Below are 19,810 nucleotides of genomic sequence, written 5' to 3' on the forward strand. Positions count from 1 at the left end.
AGGCATTGTTCAGGCTCGCCGCCCGGATATCGAGGGCGTCGGCACTTTTGATCAAACCACCGGAGGCGTTGTTGAGTTCGCCGCCGAGCACGGTCAGGGTTTGCTTGCCGTCGCTGGTCAGCGTGCCGGCGCTGTTGTTCAGGCTGGCGGCCTTGATGAAAAGCTCGCCCTTGCTGCCGACGCCTCCTTGGGTGTGGTTGATCAGCGCGCCGCTGAGGTCAATGCTGACATTGCCGAGCTGGCTGGAGATCGCGCCCCCGAGGCTGTTATCGATAGTGCCGCCGGCCAGGGTCACGCCGGTCCAGCCTGAGATCAGGCCGCCGTTGTTTTTCAGCTCGGCTGCGGTGAGGGACAGTTGCTGATTGCTGATCAGATTGCCGCCGCGATTGTCCAGACTGTTGGCGTTGAGGCTGAAGCTGTTGACGCTGGAAATTTCACCTTTCTGGTTTCTCAGGTCACGCAGGGTGGCGATGCTCAGCACGCCTTTGCTGTTGATCACGCCGTCCTGGTTATTGAGGTCACGCAGGTGCGCAATGCTCAGCGCGCCTTTGCTGCTGATCACCCCGCCCTGGTTGTTGAGGTCCTGCGCGGTGGTGCCCAGATCGATGGTGGTGCCGGCGGCGCCCACCAATGTGCCGTTCTGGTTGTTCAGGCCGGTGCTGTTGAGGGTCAGTTGTTGCGCGGCGCGGATGCTGCCCTTGTTGTGGTTGTCGAGCAGGCCATCGACGGTCACCGAGATATCGCTGTCACTGAGCAATACGCCGCCATCGCTGTTGTCGAGACTGGCCGCGCGAACCTGCAACGCTGCTGCCGCGATCGTGCCCTTGATCGAGGTCAGCGCCTTGTCGAGGGTCAGGCTCAGCTTATGATTGCTCAGCAATTGACCGCCGCTGTTGTCCAGCGATTTGGCGACCAGGTCAAAGGCCAGTTCACTGGAAATCTCGCCGCCACGGTTGTTCACCTCGGCAAGATTTTTCAGCAGCAACTGCCCCGGCGCATTGATCACCCCGCCCTGGTTGTTCAGCGCGCCGCCATGCAGGTCGACGCTGACGCCGGCGTGGCTGCTGAACAGCTTGCCGCCCTGCTGATCGAGGCCCTGAACATCTGCGCTCAGCGCATTGCCGGCGCCGAGGCTGCCGGCCGTGTTGGTCACTTTGCCGGCGCTCATTTCAAGTTGGTCGGCGGCGTAAATGCTCGCCTGACTGTTATTGAGTTCGCCGGTGGTGATGTGCAGATTGCTTTTGCTGCTGATCACGCCTTTCTGCTGGTTGTCCAACGCGCTGCTGGTGAGCGTCAACGCAGCATCGGTGAGCAACTGGCCGCCACGGTTGCTGACCGCACCGCGTGTGTCGACGCTGAGCGCTTTGGCGCTGGACAGCGTACCGCCATTGTTATTGAGACTCTGCGCATCGATGGTCAGAGCACCTTCGCTGAACAGATTGCCCTGCGCGTTGCTCAGATCGCCAGAGAGAGTAATGGCGAGGTCCTGTTGCGTGGTCAGGCGAGCGCTGTTTACCAGACTGTTGCCGAGCAGCGTCAGCCCGGTAGCGCCGGACAGCACGCCGTTGTTGCGGTTGATCACCTCGTTGACGGTCAATGCCAGATTGCCGCCCGCCAGCATGTAGCCGCTGTTGCTGTTGTCGAGCCAGGCGCCGATCAGGCTCACACCGGCCTTGCTCGACAGTTCACCGCTGCGGTTATCGACATGGTCGACGACCAGTTGCAGCGCCTGGGTCGAACCGACCAGGCCCTCGCGGCGGTTATCCAGACGCGCCGCCGTGAGCGTCAGGCCCTCGTCGGCGATGACCACGCCAGCCTGGTTGTCGAACAGACCGGTGACGGTGAAATCGACCTCGCCACCCCCGCGAATCTCACCCCCGCTGTTGTCGAGGGTGGCACTGCGCGCTTGGAGGCCAGCGGAGGCGATCTGGCCTTTTACGTTGCTCAGCGCACGGTCGATGACCAGGGTGAGTTTTTCATTGCTGAGCAGCTTGCCGCCGTCGTTGTTCAGGCTTTGTGCGCTGAGATTCCAGGCTTTGGCAGCGGAGATTTCACCGGCGCTGTTGTTCACATCCTTGAGGTTTTTCAGCAGCAGTTGGCCCGGCGTATGAATACTGCCGCGCTGGTTGTCGAGCAGGCCATTGTTCATGTCCAGCGTCAGGTCTGCGTTGCTGAACAGCTCGCCGCCGTCTTGCTGCAGCGAGGTGACGGAAGCCTGCAGGGTTTTCTGGCTGCCGATGATGCCGCCGGAGTTATCCAAGTGCACGGTGGTCAGCAGCAGCGTGCCGTCCGTGGCGAGACTGCCGCCCTGGCGGTTTTTGAACTCACCGGTGGTCAGGGTCGAATCGGCCTTGGCACTGAGGATGCCGTTGTCGCTGTTATCGAGACTGCCGCTGGTGAAGGTCAGGCCCTTTTGCGAGGCGATCAGCCCGCCCTGATTCTGTACCCCGGCGACGCTGGTCAGTGCCATCGCTTCCAGGCTCGACAGCTTGCCCAGGCGATTGTCGAGGCTGCCGAGATTCAGGGTCATCTGCCCTTCACTGCTGATCAGGCCTTGCTGGTTGTCGAGGGCATTGTCGAAGGTCAGGTCCAGTGTGTTCTGGCTGACGATCCGACCGCCCACATTGCTCAAACCGATGCCGCTGAGCGTCGCCGCGCCTTTGCTGAAAATCAGGCCATTGGTGGCGTTGATGATCTGCGCGACTTTCAGGCCCAGCGTGGTGTCGGACAGCACCTTGCCGCCCTCGCTGTTATCCAGGCGTGCGCCATTGATATGCAGGTCGAGTTGGCTGGAAAGCGTACTGGCGCGGTTGTCGATCTGGTCGACATTGACGGTCAGGGTCTTGAGCGACCCGACCAGGCTGTCCTGGCGGCTGTTGAGAGTCTTGCCGGTGAGTTTCAGATTGCCTTCGGCAACCAGTTCGCCGGTTTGCTGAGTCAGGTTGTCGATGCTGGCGTCGATATCGCCCTTGCCGGAAATCCGTCCGGCATCGTTGGTGACATCCCGGGCTTTGAGGCTCAACAGTCCGGTCGAGGTCAGCAAGCCGCCATTGCTGTTGTTCAGCGTGCTGCCTTCGAAGGTCAGCGCTGCCTTGCTCTCGGCGCGGCCCTTGTCGCGGTTATCCAGATTATCGATCAGCAGCGTCGTCGCTTTGTCGGCGCGCAAAACACCCGCACGGTTGTCGGTGGTGGCGCTGCTGACGGTCAGGGTGTCGAGACCGGAAATCTTGCCGGCGCGGTTATCCAGGCGCGTGGCCTGCACGTCCATCGCACCGTTGGCCTGGATCAGGCCCTTGTTCTGGTTGTTCAACTGGTCGCTGATGCGCGTGGTCAGCATGCCTTCGCTGGTCAGCTGGCCTTGCTGGCTGTTGTCCAGTTGTTGCGCTTTTACCGCCACGGCCTGTTTCGCGCCGATCCGTCCGGTGCGATTGTTGATGGCGCCGAGGGCGGTGATGTCGAGCAAACGGCCAGCGGTGATCAGGCCGGCGACGTTGTCCAGCGAGGTGACCGTGAGCACTACGTCGCTCTGGCTGCCAAGTTCACCGTTGCTGTTGATCAACTGACCGATGTTGCCGGTGAGTCTGCCATTGCTGGTGAGCGTGCCTTGATTGTTCAGCACTTGATTGGCAGTGAGGGTCAGGCTGTTGTTGCCCAGCACTTTGCCGGCGTTGCGGTTGTCCAGCGTGCCGGCGGTGATGCTCGTGGTCTGGCCGCTGAGCAGACCATTCTGGTTGTTGAGGGTTTGCGCGGCGTTGACGGTCAGGTTGCGGCTGGCGCTGAGGCTCTTGCCACTGTTGTTCAGATTCTGTGCGCGAAGGCTCAAATCACCATTGCTGTTACGGCTGCCGTCAGCATTGACGCCGGCTTCGATGGCGCCGGCGTTGGTCAGCTGTCCGCCAGCGCTGAGCACCACGCTGTCACGGGCGGCGAGGGTCTGGCGGTTGGTCAGATTGCCTTGGGTTTGCACGTTGAGCGACGTGCCTGCATAGATCGGAGCTTGCGCGTCGAGGCTGGCCGCTTTGACGTTGACCGCGCCGGTAGCCGAGGTGTCGGCCAGGCTCAGTTGCCCGTTGGCATCAAGCTGAATATCGCCGCCGCTGGCGATCAGTTTACCGTCGAGTTTCACCCCGACGCCGGCCTCGGTGCCGACCAGTTTGATCGCTCCGGCGTACATGCCGCCGAGTGCCGAGGAGTCGATGGCCAGTTGCGGTTTGGCGCTGCCGTCGTCGGCGCGGGCAGTGGCGTTGAGGGTGTCGGCGTTGACGTCGTTGCGACCGGCGACGATGGTCAGGTTCTGTGCCTGGATCTGCGCATTGATCTTGGCGCTGCGGGTGATGATTTCGAAGCGGTCGATATTGGTTGCGTTGATGCCCGCGCCTTCGATAGCCACGCTGCCCTGATCGACCTGAAAGCGATCCAGTCGACCGTTTTCCACCACCGGTTTACCGGTGGTCAACGTCACCCGTGGTGCGTTGATAAAACCGCAGCCGTTGCAGGTGATGCCATAAGGGTTGGCCACGATGACCCGCGCCGACTGCCCGGCCACTTCGGTGTAACCGCGCAACTGACTCGGGTTGCCGCTGATGACTTCGTTGAGAATCGCCTGCGCCGAACCGCTGTTTTTCAGGTTCGGGTTGCCGATGACGTGACCGCCCAGTTGCGTGTTCGAAGTTTGAGTCGCGCCGTTGTTGAGGATGACGCCCTGTGCGCCGACGTTGTAATCGTGGAACTGGTTGTGCGACAGGCCACTGGCGTTGGGCGTGGCGATGTTGACGATCGGCACGCCGTTGCCGGCACGGTCCAGCGTGGTATTCGGGTTGGCAACGACGATGCCGTCGGCCTGCGCCCAGACCGGTTGCCAGAACATGACGTTGGCCAGCAGGAACGCCAGTCCGCGCTTGGGCATGCCGAGGAACTGCTCGCGTTTGGCCGTAGCGGCAGAAGGCTGGCGAGCGAGGAATGCGTACTGGCGAACGTCCATGTAGAAGATCCTGCAACGGGCAATAATCGGTCTGATCAGGTGCCATGCTCCGCAGGAAAGCGGCGCGGATGAGCGCAAAGAGTCGCTGGCATCCCTGCAATAGCGCACTAGTATCAAAATGGTGGCGCGATATTAGATGGCCACTATTTTGGCGTCAATTAATGGAAGCGTTGAAAAATCGATTTCGATGAGCGGTTGTGCCGGAATCCCCGGTGAACCGTTCACCGCCCGCCTGCGCGATAAGCCCCACCGGCGCAATAATCTGTAAACTCTCCCCTCTTTCGCCGCCCCATCATTTCCTCGCGGCCATCACCTCTTTTCTGTAGCGGAGTCCACCTTGCGTCTGTTCCACACCTCCGACTGGCACCTTGGGCAAAACCTGCACGGCCAGGAGCGCGATTTCGAGCACGCGTGTTTTCTCGAATGGCTGCTGCGCCAGTTGCACTTGGCGCAGCCGGATGTGCTGCTGATCGCCGGAGACATCTTCGATACGGTCAATCCGCCGGTCAAAGCGCAGGAACGCCTCTACGATTTCATCGTCGGCGCTCACGAACAGCAGCCGCTGCTGACCATCGTGATGATTGCCGGCAACCATGATTCCGGCTCGCGGATCGAGCTGCCGGCGCCGTTGATGCGGCGTTTGCGTACTCACGCGTTGGGTCGGGTGCTGTGGCTGGATGACGGGCAGCTCGACGCCGAGCGCTTGTTGCTGCCGCTGCCGAATGCGCAGGGAGAAATCACCGCGTGGTGTCTGGCGCTGCCGTTCTTGCGCCCGGCGGAAGTCACTGGCGCGCATCTGGGCGACAACTATTTGCGCGGCATCGGTCAGGTACATGAGTGGCTGATCGCGGCGGCGAATGCCAAGCGCCAGCCCGGGCAGGCGTTGATCGCTATCAGCCACGCGCACATGGCCGGGGGCTCGGTGTCGGAGGATTCCGAGCGCAGCCTGATCATCGGCAATGCCGAAGCGCTGCCCGCCAGCCTGTTCGGCGAAAGCATCAGTTACGTCGCCCTCGGCCATTTGCACAAGCCGCAGAAGGTCAACGGCGAGGAGCGCATCCGCTACAGCGGCTCGCCGATTCCGCTGTCGTTCTCCGAAATCGGTTATCAGCATCAGATTCTCGATGTGGTCCTGGACGGTGAAACACTGGTCAGCGTCGAGCCGAAACTGATCCCGCGCTCGGTCAATCTGCAGCGCATCGGCCCGGCGCCGCTGGCCGAGATCCTGCTGCAACTGGCCGACCTGCCGAACATCGATCTGCTCGCCGAAACCCAGCGCCAGCCATGGCTCGAAGTGCGCGTGCGCCTCGATGAGCCGCAGCCGGATCTGCGCCACCAAGTGGAAACCGCACTGCAAGGCAAAGCCGTGCGACTGGTGCGCATCGCCGCTGAATACGCTGGCAATCGTGGCGCCGATGGCAGCGATGATGGCAGCACGTTGATCGAACTCGACCAGCTCACCCCGCAGGAGCTGTTCAGCCGCGCCTGGCTCGACAACTACGGCAGCGAGGTCGACGAGCAGACGCTCAAGGACTTCGCCGAACTGCTGCAAGACGTGCAACTGGAGGGCGAGCAGCCATGAAAATTCTCGCCATTCGTTTGAAGAACCTCGCCTCGCTGGCCGGGCCGTTCGAGATTGATTTCACCGCTGAACCGCTGGCCAGCGCCGGTCTGTTCGCAATCACCGGCCCGACCGGCGCCGGCAAAAGCACGTTGCTTGATGCCTTGTGTCTGGCACTGTTCGGCGCTGTACCGCGTCTGAACAACACCGGCCGAGATGCCAAAGTCCCGGATGCCGACGGTGAAATCGCCACTGGCGACCCGCGCACCTTGCTGCGACGTGGCACCGGTGAAGGCTATGCCGAAGTGGATTTTGTCGGCGTCGATGGCCGCCGCTATCGCGCGCGCTGGGAAGCCAATCGTGCTCGCGAGAAGGCTGGCGGCAAGTTGCAAGCGAGTCGGCAGAGCCTGCGCGACATCGATCAGGATCAACTGCTCGCTAGCCAGAAAGGCGAATACAAAACCCAGCTGGAAGCCGCGCTGGGCCTGAACTTTGAACAGTTCACTCGCGCTGTGCTGCTGGCGCAGAGTGAGTTCAGCGCGTTCCTCAAGGCTGACGACAACGACCGCAGTGAACTGCTGGAAAAACTCACCGACACCGCGCTGTACACCCGCCTCGGCCGCCGTGCCTTCGACAAGACCAAAGAGGCCCGCGAAGCGCACAAGCAGTTGCAGGATCAGGCCACCGGTGTGACGCCTTTGGCGCCGGAAGCGCGCGCCGAACTCGACGAGCGTTTCAACACTGCGCAGCAACAGATGAAGGCGCAACAGGCGCAGCTCAAACAGCTTGAGCAACAGCATGCCTGGCTGAAGGATTTGCGTCTGTTGCAGGAAGCGCAGCAAGCGGCCAGCGAACAACTGCAAACCGCGCAACAGCAATGGCAGGCCCTGGCCGGCGAGCGGGTGAAACTGACGCGTCTGGAACAGCTTGGCCCGCAACGCCATCAGTTCGCGCGCAAGGCCGAGCTCGATGCGCTGCTGACACCACTGGCGGCGCAGATTGCCGCGCACACGCAACAACACGCGGCACTCGGGGAACGCCAGACGCAGCTGGAACAGAACCTCGACGCAGCGAAAGTCGCCCTGAGCGCAGCGCAACAACGCCAGAGCGAAAATGCGCCGTTGCTGCGTCAGGCATTCGAAGAGCAAAGCACCCTCGCCCGCCTGATCAAGGACACCGCCAGCAGTGCCGAAGCCCGGCAAGCGGCCGAGCAAGCGTTCAAGGATGGCCAGAGCGCGATTCAGGCTTTGCAGGAAAAGCAGACTGAAGTCGGCGCGCGTTTGCAACACATCGCCGCTGAGCTTGAGCAGAGTGCCCATCTGGCGCCGTTGAGCGATGCCTGGAGCGCCTATCGCGACCGTCTGCAACAGCTGATGCTGATCGGCAACCGCATGAACAGGGGCCAGAGCGAACTGACTTCCCTCGAACAGAACGCCGCGCACAGTGCTGAGCAACTGGCCTCGCACAAACAGCAACTGGAAGTGCTGTTCAAAGAAGCCGGCGCAGAGCCGGACGCAGTCGCCGAACAGATCGGCCTGCTTGGCACCTTGCTGCAGGACAACCGCAAACAGCTGCGCGCGATCGAAGACCTGTCGCGCCTGTGGGCGACTCAGCAGGATCTCGACAAGCGCAGCGCCGAGTTGCAACAACGCCAGCTTGACGCGCAGCAGCAACGTGAACGTCTAACCCAGGACGGTGTGAAAACCAAGGCCGAATTGACCATCGCCGAGCAGACCCTCAGCGTCACTCGCGAACTGCTCGAGCGTCAGCGGCTGGCGCGCAGTGCCAGTGTCGAAGAGTTGCGCGCGCAGTTGCAGGACGATCAGCCCTGCCCGGTCTGCGGCAGCAACGAGCATCCCTATCACCAGCCCGAAGCACTGCTGCAAAGCCTTGGCCGTCACGATGAAAGCGAACAGGCCAACGCCCAGCAAGTGGTCGATCAGCTCAAGGAAAAACTGATCGAGCTGCGCGGCGAAGTCGGTGGCGTGATCGCACAACAGAAAGAATTGCTCCAGCAACAGGAACAACTCGCGGCGCAACAACAAGCCCTGGCCCCGAGCCTCGACGCGCATCCGCTGGCCGCGCAACTGTTCAATCAGGACGCCGACAAACGCGACGCCTGGCTCAGCCGCCAGACCGAGCAATTGAACCAGAGCATCACTCAGGACGAACAACGCCAAAGTGCGTTGCTCACCTTGCAACAGGACGCTGCGCGCTTATCGCAGCAATTGCGTCAGGCTGAAGCGGCGCATCAGCAAGCGGCGCAACAGCTGAGCCATCAGCAGCATGAACTCAACAGCGACCGTCAGCGCCTTGAAGAAGAACTCAACGCGTTCGGCCCGCTGCTGCCCGCCGACACACTTGAGGCCTTGCGCCTGGAGCCGGCGGCAACGTTCATGCAGCTGGACCGGCAGATTGCCGAGCGGCTGTCTCAGCTCGAGCAGCAAAGGGAAGAACTGAGCGAACAGCAGCAACGCCAGCAGACGTTGGAGAAAGAACAGGATCGCCAGCAGCTGCGCACTCAGCAACTGCACAGCGCCGAGCAACAATTCACGGCGCTGACCGAGCAGCAGCAAAGCTGTCAGGAAAAGCTCGCGCAGTTACTTGGCGAGCACAGCAGCGCCGAGCATTGGCAGCAGCAGCTGGAACATGCGGTGGAACAGGCGCGCGTCGCCGAAACCAGTACGGCTGAAGAGCTGCAAAGCGTGCGCACGCAACTGGTGCAGATCGCAGCCGAACTCAAGTCTCAGCAGGATCGCCTGCAAGCATTGGAGGCTGAAGAACAGGCACTCGCCGGCAAGATCGCCGATTGGCGCGCCAGCCATCCGGAACTGGATGACAGCGGCCTGGAAGACTTGCTGCGCTTCGACGACGCGCAAGTCGCCGAACTGCGCCAGACCCTTCAGCACAACGAAAAAGCCATCGAACAAGCCCAGGTCCTGTTGCAGGAGCGCGATCAGCGTCTGCTTGATCACCAGGCCCGGCAGGACGGCAATCTTGACGCCGAACAGCTGGACAGCGCCCTCGCCGAGCTGCAAACCCGGTTTGCCGTCAGCGAGCAGCAATGCGCCGAACTGCGCGCCGAGCAGGTTGAAGACCAGCGCCGACAGAACGCCAATCAGGCGTTGGCCCAGCAGATCGCCGACGCCTATGCCGAGTACCAGCGCTGGGCGCGACTCAGTGCCTTGATCGGCTCGGCCACCGGCGACACCTTCCGCAAGATCGCCCAGGCCTACAACCTCGACCTGCTGGTGCATCACGCCAACGCGCAGCTGCGCCAACTGGTCAAACGCTATCGCCTCAAACGCGGCGGCAGCATGCTCGGCCTGCTGGTAATGGACACGGAAATGGGCGACGAACTGCGCTCGGTGCATTCGCTTTCCGGCGGCGAAACTTTCCTCGTATCGCTGGCATTGGCGCTGGGTCTGGCCTCGATGGCGTCGAGCACGCTGAAAATCGAATCGCTGTTTATCGATGAAGGCTTTGGCAGCCTCGATCCAGAATCCTTGCAACTGGCCATGGACGCGCTCGATGGCTTGCAGGCGCAGGGACGCAAGGTCGCGGTGATTTCCCATGTGCAGGAAATGCACGAGCGGATTCCTGTGCAGATTCAGGTGCGGCGCCAAGGCAATGGTCTGAGCACGCTGGAGGTGAAATGAACACGCTGTATTCCTTCCGCCGCTGCCCTTACGCGATGCGTGCGCGAATGGCCCTGCGTTATGCGGGCGTGCCGGTGGAGATTGTCGAAGTCAGTCTCAAGGACAAACCGGCGCAGATGCTCGCGCTCTCGCCCAAGGGCACCGTGCCGGTGCTGAATGCCGATGGCGTGGTGATCGATGAGAGTCTGCAGATCATGCGCTGGGCGTTGGCGCAGAATGATCCGGATGATTGGTTGTTCAAGGATGATCCGGGAGCAGACGTCATCATGGACATGCTGATCGAGACGAACGATCAACGATTCAAGACTTCGTTGAACCACTACAAATACGCTGAGCGTTATCCAGAGCAACCGATGGAGGTCTATCGCATGCAGTGCGAGATGATCGCCCACTATCTGGATCTGACGCTCGCAGACCACGACTATTTGCTGGGTGACCGGCTCAGTCTCGCCGACATCGCCCTGCTGCCCTTCGTCCGACAGTTCGCTCATGTTGATCGCGAGTGGTTCGCGCAGACGCCTTATGTGCGCTTGCAGGCCTGGTTGCAGCGCCTGCTCGAATCCGAGCTGTTCATCTCGGTCATGAAGAAGTAACCCTCTCTCCCTCTTGATCGTTCCCACGCTCCGCGTGGGAATGCAGCCGGGGACGCTCTGCGTCCCATTGGAACGCGGAGCGTCCCTTGAGGCATTCCCACGCAGAGCGTGGGAACGATCATTAGGCCAGTGCTTGGCACATGCCCAGCGCCATGCAATCCACTTCAAACGGCCCGAGAAAATCCACCGCGACCTTGACCGGTGGATTGCCGGCCATCAGCCCCAGCGTGTTGGCGCGTTCAATGTTGTGGGCGATGTTGTGGTTGGCCTCTATGGCCCGGGCCAAGCCGCCCACCGAGCCCTGGCCAAACCCCAGGAGTGAGGCGCCGTTGGTCATCAGCGCGAGGCTGGCTATGACCCAGAGTCTGTAGCCTTTCATGCGCCGCCGACTCCTGCGAGTTCGGCCCTGTCGACCATGGCGCTTTGCGAGCGCAGTTCGAACTGGATGCCGGGGTGGGCGACGTCGATCGGGGCGTCGAAGCTGTGTTCCATCTGTGCGCCGATGCTGACGAACAGCACCACGGTCAGGTACAGACCGATGGCCAGGTAGGCGCCGCGTTTGGCGGAAGTGAGGATTGCGCTGGCCATGGTGTTCTCCGTGGGCAAAGGTTTCGATGGCCACAGAATCAATCAAAAAAGCCGAAGCAACCACTCAGGGTTTGCAATGGTGAATATCAGCTTCGTTGATTATTTAGAGGCTCTATTTGCCGGCGAGAAAAAACCTATGAGTGGGGAACGCGCGCGCGTAGGAGCTGCCGAAGGCTGCGATCTCCTGATTGATCGTTCCCACGCTCCGCGTGGGAATGCCTCAAGGGACGCTCCGCGTTCCAATGGGACGCAGAGCGTCCCGGCTGCGTTCCCACGCAGAGCGTGGGAACAATCAGGTTACGCGCGTGCGGAGCTGCCGAAGGCTGCGATCTTTTGATTGATCGTTCCCACGCTCCGCGTGGGAATGCCTCTAGGGACGCTCCGCGTTCCAATGGGACGCAGAGCGTCCCGGGCTGCGTTCCCACGCAGAGCGTGGGAACGATCAGGTTACGCGCGCGCGTAGGAGCTGCCGAAGGCTGCGATCTTTTGACGATGAAGATCAAGAGATCGCAGCCTTCGGCAGCTCCTACAGGAGAACGGTGCGCTCAGGCTTGGGTTTTGTGATCCAGCGCGGCGTAGAAGTTGGCGCTTTGTTGCAGGTATTTCTGGGTGTAGCTCTGGGTGTGGGATTTTTTGCTGGCGATTTCGACGTTGGCACCGGCTGGCAATACCACGGTGGCAGAAATGGCGGAAGCGGCGATGACGGAGAAGAGATTGAAGTTCATGGCGGTAACCCTCGTGTTCGTTTGCTTGGTTTGCCCGGCGGGCTGTGAAACAAACGTAACGCTCGAGGGTTGCCTCCTTGAAATCTTTTGTAGCATTAGCCGTTATCAGTGCAATTAATACAACGATGCAGGCCCCGTAGACCGGGGCCTGTGGCTTATTGTCGCACCAGGAATTTCAGATCGCTTGGCGCGTCCATCGGCAGTTTTTGCACGGTTTTTCCCAGCTGACCGGTCTTGGCATCGCGCTCGACGACGACAATCTGGTTGCTCTTCTGGTTGGCAATCAAGACAAATTTACCGCTCGGATCGAGGGCAAACTCGCGCGGGTGATCACCCTCGACCGAGCGCTTTTGCAGCTCTTTGAGCTGACCGGTCGCAGGATCAATGCTGAACACTACGAGCTGATTGGCCGTGCCGCGATTGCTCACGTAGAGAAACTTGCCGTCAGCCGAGGCATGCAGCGCCGCGCCAGCCTTGTCCGAGGTTGGCTGGCCCGCCGCGAGATCGACCAGTTGCGTCTGGGTCAGCACGCCGTCGTTGTAGTCGAACACCGCGACCTGTGCACTCATCTCCATGGTCAGCCAAGCGTGTTTGCCATCAGCGCTGAACAGCAGATGACGCGGGCCACTGCCGGCCGGCAAGGCTACCGAGGCGGTTTTCGCCGGGGTTAGCGGCAAGTGCGGGTTGGCCTTCGGGTCGTACTGATAGATGAAAACCTTGTCCGCGCCCAAATCATTGGAGAACACATAGCGCCCGTCCGGCGACGACACCGTCGAGTGCACGTGATTGGAAGCCTGGCGCTCAGGGTTGACCCGACTGGCCGGGTGGCCGCTCATCTGCACCACCGGTTTCAGCTGGCCGTCGGCATCGACCGGCAATACCGCCAGGGTACCGCCCGGATCTTCCATCACCGAGTAGTTGCTGACGAACAGGTGTTTGGCATCAGCGCTGAGGCTGGAATGGGTCGGCTCGTTACCGAGGCTCTGCACTTGATTGATCAGGCTCAGCGCGTGGGTCTTCGGGTCGATGGCGAAGCTGCTGACGCGGCCGACCGGGTCAGTCTGGCCCGGGCCGTTTTCGTTGACCACGAACAAGCGCTTCTGGTCTTTCGAGAGGGTCAGCCACGACGGGTTTTCGGTCTTGACCACTTGCAGCGGCTTGGCGTCGATCTGGCCGGTGGCACTGTCGAACTGCATGCGGTAGATGCCCTGGCTGGAACCGGCGGTGTAGGAGCCGACCAGCAATTGCAAGGTTTCGGCAGAGGCGCTGGAAAGCCCCATCGCGCCGACGCTGCCGGCCATCAGCAAAGGCCAGAAATTACGCATCTTCATTATTGTCATCCTCATCGTCGCTGCTGCTGACTACGTCGCCGACGCACACCAGACGATGCTCGCCCGTGGTCTTGGTGTCGCTGGCGTAACCGACGATCAGCCAGCTCTGCAGCGTCTCATCGAACGTCGCTTGCGCGACCTGCGCCGGGGTGAATTCCCAGTGCTTGGCTTCGCGGCCATCGATGCATTCGATGTGCAGGTTATCGTCCTCGTCGAGGGCGAATTCGAAGGCGTGCAGGCCATCGATTTCGACCATACCGCAGTGTTCGAGGGCGTTGAGAAGGGTTAGGGCAGTCATGGCAAACAGTCTTTCTAGGGGGAAAGGGCCAATGATAGCCCAATGTGATCCGAAGGCCCCTGCTGGAACCTCTGCGGGAGCGAGCCTGCTCGCGAAGGCGGTGTGCCAGCTGATCGTTCCCACGCTCCGCGTGGGAATGCCTCAAGGGACGCTCCGCGTTCCACTGGGACGCAGAGCGTCCCGGGCTGCGTTCCCACGCGGAGCGTGGGAACGATCAACACAAAAAATCGCGGTGTTGGCTAGATCGCCTCACGCGATGGCTTGCCATCCACCAGACGCTGAATCCGCAGCGGGTTGGCGTTTTTCAGTGGTTCGGGCAGCAAGCTGTCCGGGTAGTTTTGGAAGCACACCGGGCGCAGGAAGCGATCGATCGCCAGCGTGCCCACTGACGTGCCGCGCGCATCGGACGTCGCCGGGTACGGCCCGCCGTGCACCATCGAATCGCACACTTCGACACCGGTCGGATAACCGTTGAGCAGGATGCGCCCGACCTTCTGTTCCAGCAGCGGCGTCAGTTCGGCGAATTGCTCGAAATCAGACGGCTCGCCGATGATCGTCGCGGTCAACTGACCGTGCAGGCCGTGCAGCGCCGCGCTCAGTTGTGCCTGATCGGCCACCTCGACGATTACCGTGGTCGGGCCGAACACTTCTTCCTGCAGCACTTCGTCACCGTTGATCAACAGGCTGACATCGGCCTTGAACAACTGCGGCTGCGCCTGATTGCCCTGCTGCGGATTACCGGCCAGATGCTCGATGCCGCTGTGCGCCAGGAGCTTTTCCAGGCCTTTGCCATAGCTGCCGAGGGTGCCGGCGTTGAGCATGGTTTGCGCCGGTTGATCACCGATTGCAGCGGCGACTTGCTGTACAAACGCGCTGAACTGCGGCGAGCGAATACCGATGACCAGACCCGGGTTGGTGCAGAACTGACCGCAACCCTGCACCACCGACGCGGTGAGGTCACGCGCAACGGTTTCCGAACGTGTGGCCAGTGCTTGCGGCAAAACGATCACCGGGTTGATGCTCGACATCTCGGCGAACACCGGGATCGGTTGCGGACGTGCGGCTGCCATGTCGCACAGGGCGCGACCGCCTTTCAGTGAACCGGTGAAACCAACGGCCTGAATCGCCGGATGCTTGACCAGCCATTCGCCGACGCCGCCACCGTAGATCATGTTGAACACGCCAGCGGGCATACCGGTTTTTTCTGCGGCACGAATGATCGCGTCGGCGACCAGTTCAGCCGTGGCCATGTGGCCGCTGTGGGCCTTGAACACTACCGGGCAACCGGCGGCCAGTGCTGCTGCGGTGTCGCCACCGGCAGTGGAGAACGCCAGCGGGAAGTTGCTCGCACCAAACACGGCGACCGGGCCGAGGCCGATGCGGTACTGACGCAGATCCGGACGTGGCAGCGGCTGGCGATCCGGCAGTGCCAGATCGATGCGCGCGCCGTAGAAATCACCGCGACGCAGGACTTTGGCGAACAGACGCATCTGCCCGCTGGTGCGACCACGCTCGCCCTGAATGCGACCAGCCGGCAGCGCGGTTTCGCGGCAGACCACGGCGACGAAATCGTCGCAAAGCGCATCCAGCTCATCCGCGACTGCGTCGAGGAACTGCGCGCGACGTTCGGCGCTGAGGCTGCGATAGGTCGGGTAAGCCGCAGCGGCGGCCTTGGCGGCGGCGTCGACTTCTTCGGCCGTGGCCTGAATGAAATCGTGCGGCAGGGCCTCGCCAGTGCTGGCGTCGACCGAGTGCAGTTTGACGCTGCCGGCGGCGCTACGCTGACCGCCGATGTAGTTGTGACCGAGAATCTGAGTCATGGGATCTCCTTAAAGGGTGCCGATGCTGTCCGGTTCAAAAGCCGCCTGAACCGGTGCGATACCGTTGACCAGCGGTGCGCCGAAGTCGGCCTGGCTGATCTCGAACGTGTCGCCCGGCTGAGTGCGGATGCCGTCGGCAAACGACAGGGTCGCAGTGCCGAAAAAGTGAATGTGCACGTCGCCCGGACGCAGGAACTGACTGTATTTGAAGTGGTGGTACTCGAGGTTCGCCAGGCTGTGGCACATGTTGGCCTCGCCGCTGAGGAACTCGTTCTGCCAGAGCACTTCGCCGTCACGCAGGATTCGGCTGGTGCCGGCAAGGTGTTGAGGCAATTCACCGGTACGAAGTTCCGGGCCATAACTGCAACTGCGCAATTTCGAGTGCGCCAGGTACAGGTAATTCTTGCGTTCCATGACGTGATCGGAGAACTCGTTACCGACGGCGAAACCGAGGCGATACGGCTTGCCATCGTTGCCGATGACATACAGGCCGGCCATCTCCGGCTCTTCGCCGGCGTCTTCGGCGAACGGCGGCAGCGGGAACGGCTGCCCCGGACGCACGACAATGCTGCCGTCGCCCTTGTAGAACCACTCTGGTTGCACGCCGGCCTGCCCCGCCGCCGGTTTGCCACCCTCCACGCCCCACTTGAAAATGCGCATGGTGTCGGTCATCGCCGCTTCATCGCCGGCCTGCTGGTGCATCTTGTCGCGGGCCGAAGCGCTGCCCAGATGGGTCAGACCAGTACCGCTGACCAGCATGTGCGCCGGATCCGGGTGATCGAGTGGCGGCAGAATGCGCAGGTCTTTGAGCAATTGCGCGTAGTCGTGGCTGGCACCGAGGCCGAGGCTTTGCACTTGCTGCTCAAGGGAGCCGCCGGCCTCGATTGCGGCCAGGGCCAGATCACGGACACTGCGGGCGTCCTTGACTTCGCGGACCTGACCGTTGTCGACCACGCCGACACGGCGCTCGCCGTTGGGTAATTCGAATTGAACCAGATGCATATGTCCTCTCCTTTATCCAAAATTCCGAAACACCGCAAAACCCTGTGGGAGCTGGCTTGCCAGCGATAGCAACCTGTCTGACGCATCAATGTTGGATGTGCCGCCGTCATCGCTGGCAAGCCAGCTCCCACAGGGGTGGTAATTGATCCATAGGTGTCAGGTTCGGGTCGCGCCACGGGCACTTGCTGCGAACTGCTCGACGGGCAGCACATGCTTGCGTTCCAGCACGCGGTAGACGATGCCGGTCAGAATCAGCCCGAACACCATCACGCCCGAGAGGAAGTACAACCCCGAAGCCAGATTGCCGGTGTATTCCTTCAACGCGCCGATCACGAACGGCCCGATGTAACCGCCGAGGTTGCCCACCGAGTTGATCAAGGCAATCCCCGCCGCGGCACTGGCGCCAGCAAAGAAACGCCCCGGCAAGGTCCAGAACACCGCGGTGCACGAGAACAACGCGAACGCCACCAGACACAGCGCCGCCAGTTGCGCTACCGGCAGCGACAGCCAGGCACTGAGGAACAGGCCCAGCGCACCGAGCACATACAACACCGCCAAATGGCCGTAGCGATCATTCAAGCGGTCGGAACTGCGCGGAATGATCAGCAGGCCGATGATCCCGAAAATGTATGGCACCGAAGAGACGAACCCGGTGACCAGATCGCTGCCGCCGAACTGTTTGATCAGTGTCGGCAGCCACAGGCCGAGGCCATAAATGCTCAGGGTCACCGGCAGATAGAACAGCGCCAGCAGCAACACGCGTTTGTCTTTCAGCGCATGCAGCGGATTGCCGTGACGGGTCTGGCCGTATTCCTGCAAATCCTTTTTCAGTTCGCCGGTCAGCCAGTCTTTTTCCGCCTGATCCATCCACTTCACTTGCTGCGGGCCGTCGGGCAGCCAGCGCAGGACCGGCCAGGTCAGCAGGATCGCCGGGGTGCCGATGACGATGAACAGCCACTGCCAGCCGTGCAGGCCGAGGATGCCGTCCATGCCCAGCAAACCGCCGGACACGGGACCGGTGATCATCATCGCAATGGGTTGCGAAAGGATGAACAGGCCGAGGATCTTGCCGCGATGGCGCACCGGGAACCATTGGGTGATGTAGTACAGCACGCCGGGGAAGAAGCCCGCCTCGGCCGCGCCGAGCAGAAAGCGCATCACATAGAAGCTGTGCGGCCCTTGCACGAAGGCCATGCCGATGGTGATCGCGCCCCAGGTGATCATGATTCGTGCGAACCAGCGCCGCGCGCCGAAGCGTTCGAGCATCAGGTTGCTGGGAATCTCGAGAAGAAAATAGCCGATGAAAAACAGCCCGGCACCGAGGCCATAGGCGGCATCGCCGATGCCGATGTCGGCGCCCATGTGCAGCTTGGCGAAGCCGACGGCGGAGCGATCCACATAGGCGATCAGGTACAGCAGGATCAGGAAGGGAATCAGTTTCAGTGTGATGCGCCGGACAAGCCGCAATTCCTGGCTCATGAGATCGGTCTCCGATTGTTGTTTTTATAGAACCTCGGGGGACGCCTCTCGCCAAAACAGCCAGGGCCATCCCTCCGTCGAAAACGACTATATAGTAATACTAATTACCCAACAACTCTTCCAAAGCGCGGATTTTGAGCTTAGATTAAGCGTCAGCTCGCAAACAATAGTCTTACAATAAGAGAATCGATCATGTCTGATAAGAAACCCACCCTGCGCTCCGCCCAATGGTTTGGCACGGCCGACAAGAACGGCTTCATGTACCGCAGCTGGATGAAGAATCAGGGCATCGCCGACCATCAGTTCCACGGCAAGCCGATCATCGGCATTTGCAACACCTGGTCGGAACTGACCCCGTGCAACGCGCACTTCCGCCAGATCGCGGAGCACGTCAAACGCGGGGTGATCGAGGCCGGTGGTTTTCCGGTGGAATTCCCGGTGTTCTCCAATGGCGAATCGAACCTGCGCCCGACGGCCATGCTCACCCGCAACCTGGCGAGCATGGACGTTGAAGAAGCGATTCGCGGCAACCCGATCGACGGCGTAGTGCTGCTCACCGGTTGCGACAAAACCACTCCAGCACTGCTGATGGGCGCGGCCAGTTGCGACGTGCCGGCCATCGTCGTCACCGGCGGGCCGATGCTCAACGGCAAGCACAAAGGCAAGGACATCGGTTCCGGCACCGTGGTCTGGCAGCTCAGCGAACAGGTCAAGGCCGGCACCATCACCATCGATGACTTCCTCGCAGCCGAGGGCGGCATGTCGCGTTCGGCGGGCACCTGCAACACCATGGGCACCGCGTCGACCATGGCGTGCATGGCTGAAGCGCTGGGCACTTCGCTGCCGCACAACGCCGCGATTCCGGCTGTGGATGCACGCCGTTATGTGCTGGCGCACATGTCCGGCATGCGTGCGGTGGAGATGGTTCGCGAAGATTTGAAACTGTCGAAGATCCTCACCAAGGAAGCCTTCGAGAACGCCATTCGTGTCAACGCTGCCATCGGCGGTTCGACCAACGCCGTGATCCACTTGAAAGCCATCGCCGGGCGCATCGGCGTCGAGCTCGACCTGGACGACTGGACCCGCATCGGTCGCGGCATGCCGACCATCGTCGACCTGCAACCGTCCGGGCGTTTCCTGATGGAAGAGTTCTACTACGCCGGTGGTTTGCCAGCGGTACTGCGTCGCCTCGGCGAAGCCAATCTGATCCCCAACCCGAATGCACTGACCGTCAACGGCAAGTCCATCGGCGAAAACACCAAGGACGCGCCGATCTACGGCGAAGACCAAGTGATCCGCACCCTCGACAATCCGATTCGCGCTGACGGTGGCATCTGCGTGTTGCGCGGCAATCTGGCGCCGTTGGGCGCGGTGCTCAAGCCGTCCGCCGCCACTGCTGAACTGATGCAGCATCGCGGTCGTGCGGTGGTGTTCGAGAACTTCGACATGTACAAGGCGCGGATCAACGATCCGGAGCTGGACGTCGATAAGGATTCGATTCTGGTGATGAAAAACTGCGGGCCGAAGGGTTATCCGGGCATGGCTGAAGTCGGCAACATGGGCCTGCCGGCCAAGCTGTTGGCAGAAGGCGTGACCGACATGGTGCGTATTTCCGATGCACGCATGAGCGGCACGGCATACGGCACGGTGGTTTTGCACGTTGCCCCGGAAGCCGCAGCCGGCGGGCCTTTGGCGGCAGTAAAAGAAGGCGACTGGATCGAGCTCGATTGTGCCAGCGGCCGTCTGCATCTGGACATTCCGGATGCTGAACTG

Annotated in this window: 13 protein-coding genes; 4 read left to right on the top strand and 9 right to left on the bottom strand. The window is 61.5% G+C overall.

Annotation, left to right across the window (positions count from 1 at the left end; all coding sequences use genetic code 11):
* Positions 1-4,981 (bottom strand): two-partner secretion domain-containing protein (locus tag OQK_RS25910; protein ID WP_016774996.1); only part of this gene is annotated, 4,981 nt, incomplete at its 3' end.
* Positions 4,982-5,318: 337 nt separating this feature from the next.
* Here OQK_RS25910 and OQK_RS25915 point away from each other — a divergent pair.
* Genes OQK_RS25915 through OQK_RS25925 form a run of 3 tightly spaced genes read left to right on the top strand, consistent with a single transcriptional unit; the run spans position 5,319 to position 10,794 of the window.
* Positions 5,319-6,563 (top strand): exonuclease SbcCD subunit D C-terminal domain-containing protein, encoded by a 1,245-nt coding sequence (locus OQK_RS25915; protein WP_016774997.1) that lies wholly within the window; start codon positions 5,319-5,321, stop codon positions 6,561-6,563.
* Positions 6,560-10,201 (top strand): AAA family ATPase, encoded by a 3,642-nt coding sequence (locus OQK_RS25920; RefSeq protein ID WP_016774998.1) that lies wholly within the window; start codon positions 6,560-6,562, stop codon positions 10,199-10,201. The genes OQK_RS25915 and OQK_RS25920 overlap by 4 nt, the downstream gene beginning before the upstream one ends.
* Complete coding sequence (locus tag OQK_RS25925; RefSeq protein WP_016774999.1) at positions 10,198-10,794, top strand: glutathione S-transferase; 597 nt, start codon at positions 10,198-10,200, stop codon at positions 10,792-10,794. Before OQK_RS25920 ends, OQK_RS25925 begins: the two co-directional genes overlap by 4 nt.
* A gap of 121 nt (positions 10,795-10,915) precedes the next feature.
* Here the strand turns inward: OQK_RS25925 and OQK_RS25930 are convergent, their stop codons facing one another.
* The 8 genes from OQK_RS25930 to OQK_RS25970 form a co-directional block, all read right to left on the bottom strand.
* Positions 10,916-11,173 carry a hypothetical protein gene (locus OQK_RS25930; protein WP_016775000.1) on the bottom strand — a complete coding sequence of 86 codons (258 nt, stop codon included), beginning with the start codon at positions 11,171-11,173 and terminating at the stop codon, positions 10,916-10,918.
* Positions 11,170-11,382 carry a hypothetical protein gene (locus OQK_RS25935; RefSeq protein ID WP_016775001.1) on the bottom strand — a complete coding sequence of 71 codons (213 nt, stop codon included), beginning with the start codon at positions 11,380-11,382 and terminating at the stop codon, positions 11,170-11,172. Before OQK_RS25935 ends, OQK_RS25930 begins: the two co-directional genes overlap by 4 nt.
* Before the next feature lie 545 nt (positions 11,383-11,927).
* Positions 11,928-12,107, bottom strand: coding sequence for a hypothetical protein (locus tag OQK_RS25945; RefSeq protein ID WP_016775003.1), 180 nt, complete (start codon positions 12,105-12,107; stop codon positions 11,928-11,930).
* 155 nt (positions 12,108-12,262) lie between these two features.
* Positions 12,263-13,438, bottom strand: coding sequence for a lactonase family protein (locus tag OQK_RS25950; RefSeq protein ID WP_016775004.1), 1,176 nt, complete (start codon positions 13,436-13,438; stop codon positions 12,263-12,265).
* Positions 13,425-13,736 carry a DUF5629 family protein gene (locus OQK_RS25955; RefSeq protein WP_038861789.1) on the bottom strand — a complete coding sequence of 104 codons (312 nt, stop codon included), beginning with the start codon at positions 13,734-13,736 and terminating at the stop codon, positions 13,425-13,427. Before OQK_RS25955 ends, OQK_RS25950 begins: the two co-directional genes overlap by 14 nt.
* Positions 13,737-13,975: 239 nt before the next feature.
* Entirely contained in the window at positions 13,976-15,556 is a 1,581-nt protein-coding gene (locus tag OQK_RS25960) for an aldehyde dehydrogenase (NADP(+)) (RefSeq protein WP_016775006.1), read from the bottom strand.
* Positions 15,557-15,565: 9 nt separating this feature from the next.
* Positions 15,566-16,558, bottom strand: a complete 993-nt coding sequence (araD1, locus tag OQK_RS25965) for an AraD1 family protein (RefSeq protein WP_016775007.1) — start codon at positions 16,556-16,558, stop codon at positions 15,566-15,568.
* Positions 16,559-16,714: 156 nt separating this feature from the next.
* On the bottom strand, positions 16,715-18,037 hold the full coding sequence (locus tag OQK_RS25970; RefSeq protein WP_016775008.1) for an MFS transporter: 1,323 nt from the start codon (positions 18,035-18,037) through the stop codon (positions 16,715-16,717).
* Positions 18,038-18,229: 192 nt separating this feature from the next.
* Here OQK_RS25970 and OQK_RS25975 point away from each other — a divergent pair.
* Positions 18,230-19,810, top strand: a 1,581-nt coding sequence (locus OQK_RS25975; protein WP_038861791.1) for an IlvD/Edd family dehydratase, incomplete at its 3' end; no start/stop codon positions are given.

The organism is Pseudomonas sp. R62 (genome assembly GCF_000257605.1).
Classification (GTDB): Bacteria; Pseudomonadota; Gammaproteobacteria; order Pseudomonadales; family Pseudomonadaceae; genus Aquipseudomonas; species Aquipseudomonas atacamensis.